The following is a 15,512-nucleotide window of genomic DNA, read 5'->3' as shown; positions in this document are numbered from 1 at the left end:
TTGAGTTTAAAATCAAGAGAATATTTAGCCATAGAAAAACACCCCAAAGTTGGTGTCCAACTTTTGGGGTGCAGTTCAAAGCCTGGGGTTTGTATTTATAGCTTACTCAATATGCGTAACCCGATAAGGATTAGTGAGTATTGTTATCAGAAGGTGTATCACTTTCTGACTCAGGCTTGTCTTTTGGCTCACTCGCTACATGCGTTTGTGCTGGCTGGGCAGTAGTCGTTGTACCACTATTGCCATTATTGCCTTCCCAACCCGCAGGTGGACGAACATCACGACGATTCATTAAATCATCAATTTGAGGCGCATCGATAGTTTCATAAGTCATCAGTGCATCTTTCATTGAGTGCAGAATATCAAGGTTGTCCATTAAGATCTGACGAGCACGAACATAGTTACGATCAACGATAGCTTTAATTTCTTCGTCAATTGTACGAGCGGTTTCATCAGACATATGCTGTGCTTTAGCAACAGAACGACCTAAGAACACTTCACCTTCTTCTTCTGCGTACAGCAATGGCCCTAATTTTTCGGAGAAGCCCCACTGTGTCACCATGTTACGTGCAATATTAGTTGCAACTTTGATGTCATTAGAAGCACCCGTAGAAACATGCTCTACACCATAGATAATTTCTTCAGCTAAACGGCCACCGTAAAGTGTTGAAATTTGGCTCTCTAACTTCTGACGGCTCGCACTAATTTGGTCGCCTTCAGGTAAGAAGAAAGTCACACCTAATGCACGTCCGCGAGGAATAATCGTCACTTTATGCACTGGATCATGTTCAGGGACTAAACGGCCAATAATTGCGTGACCAGCTTCATGATAAGCGGTTGATGCTTTTTGTTCTTCAGTCATCACCATTGAACGGCGCTCTGCGCCCATCATTATCTTATCTTTCGCTTTCTCAAACTCGACCATTGAGACAACACGTTTATTACCACGAGCAGCAAATAAAGCAGCTTCGTTAACTAAGTTAGCTAAGTCAGCACCAGAGAAACCTGGAGTACCACGCGCTAAAATTGCTGGATCAACATCTGGTGATAACGGCACACGACGCATATGGACTTTAAGAATTTGCTCACGTCCACGCACATCAGGTAAACCAACAACCACTTGGCGGTCAAAACGGCCTGGACGAAGTAATGCTGGGTCTAACACGTCTGGACGGTTAGTTGCCGCGATAACAATAATTCCTTCATTACCTTCGAAACCATCCATTTCAACTAGCATTTGGTTCAGTGTTTGTTCACGTTCGTCATGACCACCACCTAAACCTGCACCACGTTGACGACCAACCGCATCGATTTCATCGATAAAGATGATACAAGGTGCTGCTTTTTTCGCTTGTTCAAACATATCACGAACACGAGAAGCACCCACACCCACGAACATTTCAACGAAATCGGAACCTGAAATGGTAAAGAATGGGACTTTAGCTTCACCTGCGATGGCTTTTGCTAATAACGTTTTACCTGTACCTGGAGGCCCTACCATCAGAATACCTTTAGGGATTTTACCCCCTAATTTCTGGAAACGACCCGGATCACGTAAATACTCAACTAATTCGCTTACTTCTTCTTTCGCTTCATCACAACCCGCTACATCAGCAAAGGTTGTTTTGATTTGGTCTTCTGTCAACATGCGCGCCTTACTTTTACCAAAAGACATCGCACCTTTACCGCCACCACCTTGCATTTGGCGCATAAAGAAAATCCAAAGACCAATCAGTAATAGCATTGGGAACCAAGACACAAAAATTTGAGTCAGAAGACTTTGGCCTTCAAGTGGTTCACCCGTTACTTTTACATTACGGTTCATTAAAGTGGTCAGCAGGTTGTCATCACGCATAGGCATATACGTGCTGTACTTTGAGTTATCTGTTTTAGTTACATTAATATCATAACCACTTATGCTGACCTCGCGTAATTGGTTATTAGTTAACTCATTGATAAAGGTAGAGTAATCCACCTTACGACTATTCGAATCGCTGGGTCCGAAGCTCTGGAATAATGACATCAAAACGACTGCAATAACTAGCCAGAGGATCAGGTTTTTCGCCATGTCACTCAAGGGATTAACCTCATATTACAACTGTGTTAACAAATAGCTTTAGGGTACTAAAGTTTACGCCCTGTGGCTACAATATATACCTCACGAGAACGAGACCGCGAAGCGTCTGGTTTACGAACTTTCACTTTCGTAAACAGGGAGCGTATTTGCCCCAGGTATTCATCAAAGCCCTCTCCCTGAAACACTTTGACAATAAAACTTCCCCCGGGAGCCAGTACATCACGACACATATCAAGCGCTAACTCTACTAAATACATGGATCGAGGGATATCGACCGCGGGTGTACCGCTCATGTTTGGAGCCATGTCAGACATGACAACCTGGACTTTGTTTTCACCTACTCTATCAAGCAATGCCTTCAACACAAGTTCATCACGAAAATCGCCTTGAAGGAAATCGACTCCGACTATAGGATCCATAGGTAAAAGGTCACATGCGATAATTCGACCTTTGCTTCCTAACTGCTGTACAACATATTGAGACCACCCTCCTGGGGCTGCCCCTAAATCGACAACGGTCATACCTGGTTTAAAAATATTGTCACTTTGCTGAATTTCTTCCAGCTTAAACCAAGCACGAGAGCGAAACCCTTTTTTTTGTGCTTGCTGAACATATTTATCACTAAAATGTTCTTGTAACCAGCGGCTAGAGCTTGCCGAACGTTTCTTATTGGCCATTGCGTTTTCCAACTATCATACACTTAGCTATCAATATTTTTACTCTTTCACTCATTTAACCCCGTATTAACGACATTTTATGGTGATAAATGAGAGATGGCGTTAGAATAGCGAGTTTTCAATCCCAACAAAGCAAAAATTAATGATGACTCTTAACAAAAAACAAATTCAACACCTGAAAGGGCTCGCTCATCACCTGAATCCAGTCGTTATGATTGGTAACAACGGGTTGACTGAAGGCGTTCTTGCAGAAATTGAACTCGCTCTGGCACACCATGAGCTTATCAAAGTCAAAATCGCAGGCGAAGATCGAGATGTTAAAAACTTGATCGTGGCAGCGATTGTACGCGAAAGCGGTGCACAGAATGTACAAGTTATCGGAAAAATTCTTGTTCTTTATCGTCCTTCAGAAGCACGCAAGATTATTTTACCGAAATAAAACTTGTATCTTTATATAAAAATGCCATAACTAACTCTATGGCAAAAAAGGCCTTTTAAGGCCTTTTTTATATTACCACAGGATGGCAGTCTAGTTTTCTATAGAAACGTAAAATTATAAATTAAATGTATTCTACGTTTAAAACTTCATACTCGACTTGTCCGCCCGGTGTAGTGATAACAACGACATCATCTAACTCTTTACCAATTAATCCACGCGCAATCGGTGAGTTAACAGAAATTAAGTTTTCTTTAATGTTCGCTTCATCATCACCAACAATGCGGTAGGTTTGCTCTTCTTCTGTTTCAACATTTAACAGTGTCACTGTTGAACCAAAAATAATACGGCCATTGTTATTCATCTTTGTAATATCAATGACTTGAGCATTTGATAATTTTGCTTCAATTTCTTGTATACGGCCTTCACAGAAACCTTGTTGCTCTCTTGCAGCATGATATTCCGCGTTTTCTTTTAAGTCTCCATGTTCACGAGCTTCAGCAATAGCTGCAATGATCTCGGGACGACGAATACCTTTTAAATATTCCAGCTCTTCGCGTAATTTTTCTGCACCTAGAACTGTCATAGGGATCTGATTCATGTGTTAATACCTCAATACTATTCCTAATAAAAAATAGGTATCATCCTGATTTTTTATACTAACAACACAGAGAAAAGGATCTATTTACTCTTCTCAAGACAAAAAAAGACACAGGCAACCTTAAATTGGGCCTGTCTCTACGTATATTCGGTGAATGAGGGGACGCGATTATATTCCCAACTCATGCTATTGGGATGTAAACTAAACCTCCCATACTTAAAACTAAATCTAACACAACAGACGCATTGCTTCACGCCTTATCTCTCTTTATAAAGAGATAAACAGACTTTTTCCGATAATGAGCTAATCCTGCTTGTTACCGTTTACTTTTGCCCTCATTGCCCTTTAGTATTAGCCTCTGGCAATCAATACTATAACGTTACACGCTATAGTCACAGATAGAGAAATTATGCGCTTACTATCAACATTTCGAAGGATACTATACACATTAAGTATCATCAGTTTTTCAACCCAAGCAATACCTGTTGAAAACTATACATCCCTTCTTCCTGAAGGAACACAAGTGGGTTTAATCACTCAACCCGTTGGCGCTACTTCCCCTAATCTTAACTATCATGCCGATCAACTAGCACTTCCTGCAAGTACTCAGAAAGTAGTGACTGCACTTGCCGCATTACTTCAACTAGGTGGAAATTATCAATTCACCACAACAATGGAAACAGAAGGTAAGATAAAAGACAATCAACTTAATGGTGATTTGATCTTCCGTTTTACAGGCGATCCTACATTAACCCGCCAGCAATTAAGAGCAATGGTTGCCATATTAAAGCAATCGGGTGTTACAAAAGTACATGGTGATTTGCTGATTGATACTTCTGCTTTTTCAAGCCACGACAAAGCACCCGGTTGGGTTTGGAATGATCTGACTCAATGCTTTAGTGCCCCACCTAGTGCCGCAATTGTTGATAAAAACTGCTTTTCCGTTTTACTGCAAAGTGGCAACAAAGAAGGCGATATTGCCACAATCCGTAAAGCTGCTTTTTATCCTGTAACTGTTTTAAGTGAAGTTGAAACTTATGAGAAAGGATCAACTCGTACCCGTTTTTGTGAATTAGATGTCACTGTTCGTGACTTAAATACCTATGTAATCACAGGTTGTATTCCTAAACGTGACGATGCAGTACCTTTAATGTTTTCTATTCAAGATGGTGCTCATTGGGCTGGTACAATTTTAAAAGAAGAGTTACAACGCGCTAATATTGAACTTGATGGATATATCAAACGTCGTTCTCAACTAAAAGCGCCTGTTACTGTACTGGCGCAGACACAATCAAAACCGTTACATAGCTTACTGACTACCATGCTAAAAGAGTCTGATAATATGATTGCAGACACAGTATTTAGAACCATTGGTCGTGAGTATTATGGCGTTGCAGGTACTTGGCGCTCTGGCGCAGAAGCCACTCGCGCAATTTTAAAACAAAAAGCCGGAATTGATTTAGGAAATACCGTAATGGTTGATGGTTCAGGTCTTTCTCGCCATAACCTCATTTCACCTGCAACCATGATGCAAGTCCTTCAATATATTGGGCAACATGAAAGTGAATTAAACTTTATCACTATGCTTCCTCTTGCAGGGCATGACGGTACATTACAATATCGCGGCGGTTTTCATGAAGCGGGTGTTGATGGCAAAGTTTCTGCCAAAACGGGGTCATTAAAAGGGGTTTACAATCTTGCAGGCTTTATGACCACGGCAAATGGGCAGAAAGTTGCGTTTGTACAATACGTTTCAGCGTATTCACCGCCTACACAGAATCGCAACGCTGGGCGCGCTTATTTAGTGCGTTTTGAAACTAATCTGTATAAAGATATGTATAACAACCGCTAGATTTATACTAGATAAAGATAAGCAATAGATATGAAAAACGCCTGATTAATCAGGCGTTTTTTATTTTAATCACAATCAGAATAATGATTAGCGTTGGTAGATAAATTCAATACCTTCGTCGTCGTCTTCATCCCAATCATCGTCATCATCTTCTTCGAAATCAGGGTTTTCAAGCTGTTCTTTGTGGTAATCATCCCACATAAAGTCAACTTTTCCTGGCTCTGCTTTTGTTGCAACAATATCTTGCTCACGCGGAGTAACATTCAGGAATTCCATGATATTCCAGCAAAGTTTTTTCACACCTTCTTGGTTGATGGCCGCTATCATGTAATAGTTTTCATCCCAACCTAGCGCTTCAACAATTGCTTTAGCCTTCTCTTTTGCTTCTTCAGCATCAAGAAGATCAACTTTATTGAACACTAACCAACGTGGTTTTTGTGCTAATTTTTCGCTGTATTTCTCTAGTTCAGAGATAATAATTTGTGCATTTTCCACAGGATCTGATCCATCAATAGGATCAATATCGATCAAGTGTAATAACACGCGGCAGCGCTCTAAGTGTTTTAAGAATTGGATCCCAAGACCTGCACCATCAGCAGCGCCTTCGATTAATCCAGGAATATCTGCAACCACAAAGCTTTGGTGATTATCCATACGCACCACACCAAGGCTTGGTACTAATGTTGTAAATGGATAATCAGCAACTTTAGGTTTTGCTGCTGATACTGCACGAATAAATGTAGATTTACCCGCATTTGGCATACCAAGCATACCCACATCAGCTAATAACATTAGCTCTAATAGAACTTCGCGAGATTCACCCGGTGTTCCCATTGTACGTTGACGTGGAGCACGGTTAACCGATGATTTAAAACGAGTATTACCTAAACCGTGGAAGCCGCCTTTAGCAACCATTTGCTTTTGACCGTGAGCAGTCAAGTCAGCAATCACTTCATTTGTTGCTAAATCACGGACACGCGTTCCGACAGGAACACTGATAGTAATATCTTGACCACGCTTACCGGTGCAATCACGACTGTGACCATTTTCACCACGTTCTGCACGATAAGATTTTGTAAAACGGTAATCAATTAAGGTGTTAAGGTTTTCGTCTGCAATCATGTAGACATCACCACCATCACCACCATCACCACCGTCTGGTCCCCCGTTAGGGATATATTTTTCGCGACGAAAGCTTACACAGCCGTTACCACCATCGCCCGCGACGATTAGGATCTTGGCCTCATCAACAAATTTCATGATTTTACTCCGTATAGTAGCCATTAACGTGCTGGATGGCCGAAATTACCCAGAGATGGCCTTTTTTAAATATAAAAAGCCCCGCAACAGATTTGCAGGGCTTTTGACTCGGTGCTTAAAGGACCAGTAATTATTCAGCTTCGATGCTGATAAATTTACGGTTGTTTGGACCTTTAACTTCGAACTTAATTTTTCCGTCAGCTAATGCAAACAGGGTGTGGTCACGACCACAACCAACGTTAGTACCTGCATGGAACTTAGTACCACGTTGACGAACGATGATGCTACCTGCTAATACAGCTTCACCACCGAAACGTTTAACACCCAGACGTTTTGCTTCGGAATCACGACCGTTACGAGTCGAGCCGCCAGCCTTTTTATGTGCCATTGAACTACTCTCCTAAACCTTAAGCGATACCAGTGATTTTAACATCAGTAAACCACTGACGGTGGCCCTGTTGTTTACGGCTATGTTTACGACGACGGAACTTAACAATCTTAACTTTATCGCCGCGACCGTGAGCAACCACTTCCGCTTTAACTTTAACGCCCGCAAGGATTGGAGCGCCAATTTGAATGTCATCGCCATTAGCGACCATCATTACAGTATCAAACTCGATTGTTTCGCCAGTAGCTACTTCCAGCTTCTCTAAACGAATAGTTTGACCTTCGCTGACTCGGTGTTGTTTACCACCACTTTGGAAAACCGCGTACATATAAACTCCGCTTTCCGCACACTCCCAATATGTATAATTTGAGTGCACAATTAAAATATTCACATAGGGCGCGAATTCTACGCAAATTTAGTGCCGATGACAAGTACAGATCGCAAACTAGCGTTAAAAAAAAGAGTTTTTTACACGATATTTATTTCAGCCATTTTTAAAGTACAATCTAAATTATAAGAGAGTAAAATCTATGGCATGATCATTTTTTATTAATAATAACGCGCTCATTGGCGAGCCAAAGTCGAAAAAACATGAATTTAGAATCTATTATAAAACTAACATCCGCTGATATGACTGCGGTAAATGAGGCAATCCTTTACCAGCTTAATTCAGATGTTTCTTTGATAAACCAACTTGGTTACTACATCATTAGTGGTGGTGGTAAAAGGATCCGACCAATGATCGCAGTGCTCACTGGACGAGCATTGGACTATCAAGGTGACAAACATATCTCGGTCGCAGCGCTTATCGAATTTATTCATACTGCAACGTTGTTACATGATGATGTTGTTGATGAATCTGATATGCGCAGAGGAAAACAAACGGCAAATGCTGTCTTTGGAAATGCTGCCAGTGTACTTGTTGGCGACTTTATTTATACACGATCCTTTCAAATGATGACGGATCTTGATTCGATGCGTGTATTAAAATTAATGTCTAGCGCCACCAATGTGATCGCTGAAGGTGAAGTTTTACAGTTAATGAATTGTAACGATCCTGATATTTCTGAAGATGACTATATGCAAGTTATCTACAGCAAAACAGCTCGTCTCTTTGAAGCAGCTTCTCATGCATCAGCGATCCTTTCAGGTGCAACGCCTGAGCAAGAAAAAGCATTCCAAGATTATGGTCGTTATCTTGGGACTGCTTTCCAGCTCATTGACGATTTGCTTGATTATGATGCAGATAACAGCCAGTTGGGTAAAAACACGGGTGATGATCTTGATGAAGGTAAACCAACGTTGCCATTACTTCATGCTATGCATAACGGCAATGAAGAAGAATCCCAATTAATTCGCCAAGCCATTGAACAAGGTAATGGCCGCCATTTATTGGATACTGTTTTAAATACTATGAAACAGTGTGGCTCTTTGGAATATACCCGTCAAAAAGCAGAAGAAGAAGCGGACAAAGCGATTGAAGCTTTATCAATTATACCTGACTCACCGTATAAAGATGCGCTTATTGGGCTTGCTCACGTCGCTGTACAACGTCAATCATAACTTTGGTAAACCCCTATTAGTTATGCAAAGAAGCCCTCTAGAGCGACTATGTCGATTCTGGTGGGCTTTTTAGTTTATTGAGCACTTCTTCATTTTCTCGTTCGATAGCATCTTGATTATCCGCATCAATATAGCTAATGAGCTTTGCCAGCCCTTCACGTAGTACGAATTTCACAATCTTTTCTCGTTCTGATTTAGTCAGTTGATAATAGGCCTCAACCCAAATCAAAAAGGCATCCTGACGTTTTGATAAATACTCAGCCGGAGGTTCATGTGCAGCGAGTACACTGATTACCTCATCAGGCAGACTTTTTACGGAATACTCAACAGCTTTTCCCTGTACGCCACGTTTACGACGATTTTCCCATCCTTCACGACGTGCCATCAAGTTCACTCCCTGCGGTGAGTTAGGTAACCCCGCAAGCCCCATTAATTCTTTCGCTGTATACCATTCTTTTTTCATGATCTCATCTCACATTCAACTAAGAGGTTAGTCAGATAGATATCTGTTGCGGATAACGCAATAATAGATTCTTTAAAATCGCTTAATCATTGACGACTTTTTCTAAAAAACTTCTAATACCATCCCGCAATATCAGCTCTGTTAATGTTTTTTGTTCACCATCATTTAGTTGTTGGAATGCTTTCACCCAGATAACGAGTGGCTCCTCTTTTTTATTTAGTTTGTAATGTGCTAATGGCTCATAAAGTTCTAGAGCAATTAAAGTTTCTTCTGGTAAACAAGAATAATGATATTCAACACCACTACCTTGCTTATTTTTTACATTCTGTTTTTGCCAAGACTCGCGTCTCGCTTTTGAATTTACACCTTGTGGTGATTTAGGTAATCCACCTATACCCGTCAATTCCTTTGCCGTATACCACTCTTTTTTCATTATGTTTCTCTAAAATTGTTATCAACTTCAAAAAAGAAATTATTAAGAAAAAAATCAGAAATCTTTTTAGAAAAATAATGTTATTTTATTTTCTAAATAATCAGTTTAAATGCTTTAGGACATTTCTAATAAACTGTTATTTATACCACTAACACAGCAATCAATTTTATAGAAAAAGGATTAAAAATGATTTCAAGGAAATCTGATTGGCATCCTGCCGATATTATTGCCGCACTTAGAAAACGAGGAACAACACTTGCTGCCATCTCTCGCCAAGCAGGGTTAAGCTCTTCAACTCTCGCTAATGCACTGTCACGCCCGTGGCCTAAAGGAGAGAAAATCATTGCTGATTATCTTGGTGTCGCTCCTAGTGAAATTTGGCCTAGCCGTTATTTCCATCCTGAAACAGGAGAATTACTTGAACGAAAGATTCGTACCAAAACTAATAATTAACTAATAATTACATACATTATAATTAATAAAAAAAACCGCTGATATAGTACCAGCGGTTTTTATTTAAATTTGCATTATTTTTATAGCAAAAAAAGTATTTCTTTATTTATTAATAAATTCTTCACCAAGAATTATATCTTTTTTCAATACATCTAACATACCATTTAGAGATTGCTTTTCAAAATCACTTAATTTACCAACAGATAAATATTCCTCTACACCGTTTTTACCTAAAAGAATAGGTTGTGCAAAGAAACGGGCATATTCTCCGTCGCCTTCAGTATAGGTACATTCAATAACATTTTTCTCGCCATTTAGGGCGCGAATTAATGAAAGACCAAAACGAGCGGCTGCTTGACCCATAGATAATGTTGCTGATCCGCCACCCGCTTTTGCTTCAACAACCTCTGTACCCGCGTTTTGAATACGTTTAGTCAATGCTACAACTTCATCATCGGTAAATGAAACGCCGTCAACTTGGGATAATAGAGGAAGAATAGTCACACCTGAGTGCCCACCAATCACAGGAACGTTAGTTTTTTGTGGATCTTTACCTTTTAGTTCTGCAACAAAGGTATTGGCGCGAATGATGTCCAGAGTGGTGATACCGAAAAGACGTTTTTTATCGTAAACGCCTGCTTTCTTAAGCACTTCTGCTGCGATAGCAACGGTTGTATTCACTGGGTTAGTAATGATACCGATAAGTGCTTTAGGGCAATTTTGTGCAACCTTTTCAATTAAGTTACGCACGATACCTGCGTTAACATTGAAAAGATCTGAACGATCCATGCCTGGTTTACGAGCTACACCCGCAGAAATCAGGACAACATCCGCGCCTTTTAGCGCAGGAGAAGGATCTTCACCCGCAAAACCTTTTACAGTAACTTGAGTCGGGATATGGCTTAAGTCAGCTGCGACACCCGGTGTAACGGGAGCGATATCATATAAAGAGAGTTCACTACCAGCTGGAAGCTGATTTTTAAGAAGAAGTGCCAGTGCCTGACCAATACCACCTGCTGCACCGAGAACTGCTACTTTCATTCTGATACTCCTTAGTTTACGAGATAGTGGAACGCCTTCGAGATACTCACTATTACGCAATTCGCCTTTTAAAAAACAATTATTTAACAGCAATATTGCATAATAAGGCATTTTCAGTGAAAAAAAATACTTTGGTTATTCTAAACAAATTGCTTATCTGTTAATGAGATAGTGGACACTCTTTTGATAAATAATTTCAATAAATATGGCAAAGTGTTAAGTACACCATTATCCTTATGATAATCCTTTAAGCTTATCATTTATTTAACAAATATTTTACTTTCCTTAAGTTATCACATTCACACGCCGTAAATAAAATATTTTTGCAGTACATTCTGCTTTACAATTTTGAGCAGGCTATCACTCGTCTTTCTTCGTCTTATGTTGCATAAAAATTCACTTCTCTGCATAATACACAGGTTATTGATAACTCACTAAAGGTGAACTATGCGCGTTCCTTCTAAGCAAGAAGACTTGGTTAAAGCGTTTAAAGCCCTGCTGAAAGAAGAAAAATTCAGTTCACAAGGCGAGATTGTGACTGCATTACAAGAGGCTGGATTTGATAACATTAATCAGTCCAAAATCTCTCGTATGCTAACAAAATTTGGTGCAGTAAGAACCCGTAACGCCAAAATGGAAATGGTGTATTGCCTTCCTACTGAGCTTGGCGTACCAACAGCAAGCAGCCCATTAAAAAATCTGGTACTCGATATCGATCATAACCATTCTGTTGTGGTGATAAGAACGAGCCCAGGTGCGGCACAACTTATTGCACGTTTATTAGATTCATTAGGCAAAGCAGAAGGGATCCTTGGCAGTATCGCGGGTGATGACACTATTTTTTCAACACCGGCTCCAGGATTTTCTACAGAAGAATTACGAGACGCTATTCTAAATCTTTTTGATCAGGAATTATAATTGGCTTTTCTACAGCTTCAAAAAAATAAGCCACTGAATTTTCAGTGGCTTATTTATTTTTAATACTGACTATCAAGATCTTTAGGCTGTGCTAATTTTGCGAGCAGCTTTTCATGAATACCACCAAAACCACCATTACTCATAATCAAAATATGATCACCCGCTTGAGCTTCTTTCGCAATCATATCGACTAGTGTATCCAGATCTGTACTCCAGCGAGCTGGTTGTACACAATGCTCTGCAATATCACTCACTAGCCATTGAATATTAGCTGGCTGGAATAAGAAGACTTCATCAGCACGACCTAATGCAGGTGCGATATCATCCTTGCTAATTCCCATTTTCATGGTATTTGAACGAGGCTCTAACACGGCAATAATACGAGCAGTTCCACCGACTTTACTACGTAACGCTTCAAGCGTTGCCAAAATCGCTGTGGGATGATGTGCAAAGTCATCATAAACACTGACTTGATTAACCTCACCACGTAGCTCTAAGCGACGACGCGCGTTAATAAACTTATCTAATGCTTCACAAGCATCCGCAGGTAAAACACCAACATGGTGCGCTGCAACAATCGCCATTAAGCCATTTTGCATGTTGTGTTCACCAGAAAGTCCCCAACACACCTCTCCGACGCGTTCGCCTTTGTGGAATACCTCAAAATGACTACTGTCATTACTGAGTTTTTTCGTCTGCCAATCTCCAGTTTCACCCGTGAATTCTTGTTCACTCCAACATCCCATTCCAATGGTCTGTTTTAAATTCATATCGTTATCAGGCATGATGATTTTTCCTGTGCCTGGGACGATACGAACTAAATGATGAAATTGTTTTTGAATTGCCGCTAAATCATCAAAAATATCTGCGTGATCGAATTCAAGGTTATTTAAAATCAGTGTGCGTGGAGAATAATGAACAAATTTAGAACGCTTATCGAAGAAAGCACTGTCATATTCATCGGCTTCAATCACAAAGAAGGGGCTTTCACCTAACTGTGCAGATACTTGGAAATTACCCGGTACACCGCCAATTAAAAAACCGGGTTTATAGCCACAATCTTCTAAAACCCAAGCCAGCATACCTGCTGTTGTTGTTTTACCATGGGTTCCCGCAACGGCTAACACCCAACGTTCAGGTAAAATATAATCATGTAGCCACTGAGGGCCTGAGGTATAAGGCAAACCTTTTTCAAGTACAGCTTCAACACAAGGATTTCCTCGTGTCATCGCATTACCAATAATCACCATGTCAGGGGCAGGTTCTAATTGTTTTGGGTCATATCCCTCAATCAGTTCGATTCCCTGATTTTCTAATAAAGTACTCATGGGTGGATAGACATTAGCGTCTGAGCCTGTGACTTTATGTCCCTTCGCTCTAGCGAGAATGGCAAGACTTCCCATAAAGGTGCCACAAATACCAAGAATATGAATGTGCATGAATTTCTGTCCAATAGCATGAAGTTGGTCACTATTCTAACGATCAAAAAGCAGATAAGAAACGGATTAACCTTTGAATCATCCGATTCTTTGGCTAAACTTGCCACCACCAAGGAGTTTTTCCTCCTTTTTTACTTTACCCACTCACATTCAGGACCTGCGTCATGAAAACATTAGGCGAATTTATCGTCGAGAAACAACAAGATTTTCCCCATGCAACTGGTGAACTTACTGCATTACTTTCAGCAATTAAGCTTGGGGCTAAAATTATCCACCGCGATATTAACAAAGCAGGGTTAGTCGATATTCTTGGTACTAACGGTGTTTCTAATGTTCAAGGTGAAGCCCAGATGAAACTGGATCTTTACGCGAATGAGAAACTAAAAGCTGCATTAAAAGCGCGTGGTGAAGTTGCGGGTATCGGATCAGAAGAAGAAGATGATATTGTTATCTTTGAAGGTGATCGTGCTGAAAATGCTAAGTATGTTGTACTAATGGATCCTTTAGACGGTTCGTCGAATATTGATGTAAACGTTTCCGTCGGAACAATTTTCTCTATTTACCACCGTATTACGCCTATTGGTCAATCTGTCACTTTAGATGACTTCTTACAACCAGGTCATCGTCAAGTAGCCGCAGGCTATGTCGTTTATGGCTCATCAACCATGTTAGTTTATACAACAGGTTGTGGTGTTCATGCCTTTACTTACGATCCATCTTTAGGTGTATTCTGTTTATCTCATGAAAGCGTACATTTCCCACCAACAGGAAATATGTACTCAATCAACGAAGGTAACTACATCAAATTCCCATTAGGTGTAAAAAAATACATTAAGTATTGCCAAGAACAAGATGCAGCAACAAATCGCCCTTATACCACACGTTATATTGGTTCTTTAGTTGCTGATTTTCACCGCAACTTACTGAAGGGCGGTATCTATATTTACCCAAGTACTGCAAGCCACCCTACTGGTAAATTACGTTTACTCTATGAATGCAATCCAATGGCGTTCTTAGCCGAACAAGCTGGCGGTAAAGCAAGTAACGGTAAAGAGCGTATTCTTGATATCGAACCAAAAGAGCTTCACCAACGTATGCCTTTCTTTGTAGGGACTAAATCGATGGTTGAACAAGCTGAAAGCTTTATGGCGCAATATCCAGACGAAGAATAATCCATTCGTTTAGCCTAACATAGATAAACCGGACTTCTTATTCGTCCGGTTTTTTCATCTTTGAAAATAGCTCTTTCTTTTATTTGCTGCTTATTTTTACGGCAGAACGCAACATGTTCGGCAAAAAACGGGTATTGTTAAAAACTTTTCGCTATACTAAAGGCCACGTAAAATTAATTTTTTTATAGGAAATTTTTTATGAGCCTGAATCATGTTCCTGCTGGTAAAGAACTACCAGAAGATATCTATGTTGTTATTGAAATCCCTGCAAACGCTGATCCTATCAAATACGAAGTTGATAAAGAAAGTGGCGCACTGTTCGTTGACCGTTTTATGTCAACTGCAATGTTCTACCCATGCAACTACGGTTACATCAACAACACGTTATCTTTAGATGGTGACCCAGTAGACGTTCTGGTTCCAACTCCATATCCATTACAACCAGGTTCAGTTATTCGTTGCCGTCCTGTTGGCGTACTGAAAATGACTGACGAATCAGGTGAAGATGCGAAACTGGTTGCAGTTCCACATACTAAACTGAGCAAAGAATACGATCACATTAAAGATGTGAACGATCTGCCTGAACTGTTAAAAGCACAGATCAAACACTTCTTTGAACATTACAAAGATTTAGAAGCGGGCAAATGGGTTAAAGTTGACGGTTGGGAAGGCGTAGAAGTGGCTAAAGCCGAAATTCTATCTTCTTTCGAACGCGCTAAAAAATAATTCTTGAGTTAAT

General features: G+C 40.2%; 17 protein-coding genes. 7 read left to right on the top strand and 10 right to left on the bottom strand.

Annotated elements, in window-relative coordinates; genetic code table 11:
* Positions 1–130: 130 nt before the first annotated feature.
* On the bottom strand, positions 131–2,077 hold the full coding sequence (ftsH, locus tag CBE70_RS13955) for an ATP-dependent zinc metalloprotease FtsH (RefSeq protein ID WP_100159800.1): 1,947 nt from the start codon (positions 2,075–2,077) through the stop codon (positions 131–133).
* A 47-nt stretch (positions 2,078–2,124) separates the two neighbouring features.
* On the bottom strand, positions 2,125–2,754 hold the full coding sequence (rlmE, locus tag CBE70_RS13950) for a 23S rRNA (uridine(2552)-2'-O)-methyltransferase RlmE (RefSeq protein ID WP_023583577.1): 630 nt from the start codon (positions 2,752–2,754) through the stop codon (positions 2,125–2,127).
* Positions 2,755–2,899: 145 nt separating this feature from the next.
* Between rlmE and yhbY the strand changes: the two genes are divergently transcribed.
* Positions 2,900–3,193, top strand: a complete 294-nt coding sequence (yhbY, locus tag CBE70_RS13945; RefSeq protein WP_036914752.1) for a ribosome assembly RNA-binding protein YhbY — start codon at positions 2,900–2,902, stop codon at positions 3,191–3,193.
* A 121-nt stretch (positions 3,194–3,314) separates the two neighbouring features.
* Here the strand turns inward: yhbY and greA are convergent, their stop codons facing one another.
* Complete coding sequence (greA, locus tag CBE70_RS13940) at positions 3,315–3,791, bottom strand: transcription elongation factor GreA (RefSeq protein WP_023583579.1); 477 nt, start codon at positions 3,789–3,791, stop codon at positions 3,315–3,317.
* A 409-nt stretch (positions 3,792–4,200) separates the two neighbouring features.
* Here greA and dacB point away from each other — a divergent pair, with 409 nt between their 5' ends.
* Positions 4,201–5,643: a serine-type D-Ala-D-Ala carboxypeptidase gene (gene dacB, locus CBE70_RS13935; protein ID WP_100159799.1), complete on the top strand. Its 1,443-nt coding sequence runs from the start codon at positions 4,201–4,203 to the stop codon at positions 5,641–5,643.
* A gap of 87 nt (positions 5,644–5,730) precedes the next feature.
* On the opposite strand, the gene cgtA is transcribed toward dacB, so the two are convergent.
* The 3 genes from cgtA to rplU form a co-directional block, all read right to left on the bottom strand.
* Positions 5,731–6,903: an Obg family GTPase CgtA gene (gene cgtA / locus CBE70_RS13930; RefSeq protein WP_100159798.1), complete on the bottom strand. Its 1,173-nt coding sequence runs from the start codon at positions 6,901–6,903 to the stop codon at positions 5,731–5,733.
* Positions 6,904–7,033: 130 nt separating this feature from the next.
* Complete coding sequence (gene rpmA / locus CBE70_RS13925) at positions 7,034–7,291, bottom strand: 50S ribosomal protein L27 (protein WP_006535706.1); 258 nt, start codon at positions 7,289–7,291, stop codon at positions 7,034–7,036.
* Positions 7,292–7,310: 19 nt separating this feature from the next.
* Positions 7,311–7,619 carry a 50S ribosomal protein L21 gene (rplU, locus tag CBE70_RS13920; protein WP_006535707.1) on the bottom strand — a complete coding sequence of 103 codons (309 nt, stop codon included), beginning with the start codon at positions 7,617–7,619 and terminating at the stop codon, positions 7,311–7,313.
* A 263-nt stretch (positions 7,620–7,882) separates the two neighbouring features.
* Here rplU and ispB point away from each other — a divergent pair, with 263 nt between their 5' ends.
* Entirely contained in the window at positions 7,883–8,854 is a 972-nt protein-coding gene (gene ispB, locus CBE70_RS13915; protein WP_100159797.1) for an octaprenyl diphosphate synthase, read from the top strand.
* Between the two features lie 46 nt (positions 8,855–8,900).
* On the opposite strand, the gene CBE70_RS13910 is transcribed toward ispB, so the two are convergent.
* Together CBE70_RS13910 and CBE70_RS13905 are read right to left on the bottom strand one after the other, a co-directional pair.
* Entirely contained in the window at positions 8,901–9,317 is a 417-nt protein-coding gene (locus CBE70_RS13910) for a DNA-binding protein (RefSeq protein ID WP_100159796.1), read from the bottom strand.
* Positions 9,318–9,399: 82 nt separating this feature from the next.
* Positions 9,400–9,750: a DNA-binding protein gene (locus CBE70_RS13905; protein WP_023583584.1), complete on the bottom strand. Its 351-nt coding sequence runs from the start codon at positions 9,748–9,750 to the stop codon at positions 9,400–9,402.
* A gap of 186 nt (positions 9,751–9,936) precedes the next feature.
* Here CBE70_RS13905 and CBE70_RS13900 point away from each other — a divergent pair, with 186 nt between their 5' ends.
* Positions 9,937–10,203 carry a helix-turn-helix domain-containing protein gene (locus tag CBE70_RS13900; RefSeq protein WP_075672811.1) on the top strand — a complete coding sequence of 89 codons (267 nt, stop codon included), beginning with the start codon at positions 9,937–9,939 and terminating at the stop codon, positions 10,201–10,203.
* Positions 10,204–10,305: 102 nt separating this feature from the next.
* Here CBE70_RS13900 and mdh read toward each other — a convergent pair whose 3' ends face one another.
* On the bottom strand, positions 10,306–11,244 hold the full coding sequence (gene mdh, locus CBE70_RS13895; protein ID WP_036914697.1) for a malate dehydrogenase: 939 nt from the start codon (positions 11,242–11,244) through the stop codon (positions 10,306–10,308).
* A gap of 447 nt (positions 11,245–11,691) precedes the next feature.
* Here mdh and argR point away from each other — a divergent pair, with 447 nt between their 5' ends.
* Entirely contained in the window at positions 11,692–12,162 is a 471-nt protein-coding gene (gene argR, locus CBE70_RS13890) for a transcriptional regulator ArgR (RefSeq protein ID WP_006535714.1), read from the top strand.
* A 59-nt stretch (positions 12,163–12,221) separates the two neighbouring features.
* Here the strand turns inward: argR and mpl are convergent, their stop codons facing one another.
* Positions 12,222–13,601: a UDP-N-acetylmuramate:L-alanyl-gamma-D-glutamyl-meso-diaminopimelate ligase gene (gene mpl / locus CBE70_RS13885; RefSeq protein ID WP_100159795.1), complete on the bottom strand. Its 1,380-nt coding sequence runs from the start codon at positions 13,599–13,601 to the stop codon at positions 12,222–12,224.
* A gap of 164 nt (positions 13,602–13,765) precedes the next feature.
* On the opposite strand from mpl, the gene fbp reads away from it, so the two are divergent.
* The gene (gene fbp, locus CBE70_RS13880; RefSeq protein WP_023583589.1) at positions 13,766–14,773 is read left to right on the top strand and encodes a class 1 fructose-bisphosphatase; all 1,008 of its coding nucleotides are present in this window, start codon (positions 13,766–13,768) and stop codon (positions 14,771–14,773) included.
* Positions 14,774–14,971: 198 nt separating this feature from the next.
* A complete protein-coding gene (gene ppa, locus CBE70_RS13875) occupies positions 14,972–15,499 on the top strand; it encodes an inorganic diphosphatase (RefSeq protein WP_100159794.1) in 528 nt (175 codons plus the stop codon).
* Positions 15,500–15,512: the final 13 nt, after the last annotated feature.

The organism is Proteus columbae, from assembly GCF_002777965.1.
GTDB lineage: Bacteria > Pseudomonadota > Gammaproteobacteria > Enterobacterales > Enterobacteriaceae > Proteus > Proteus columbae.
Note: the sequence above shows the minus strand (reverse complement) of the source record. Positions and strands in the feature narration are given on the sequence as shown.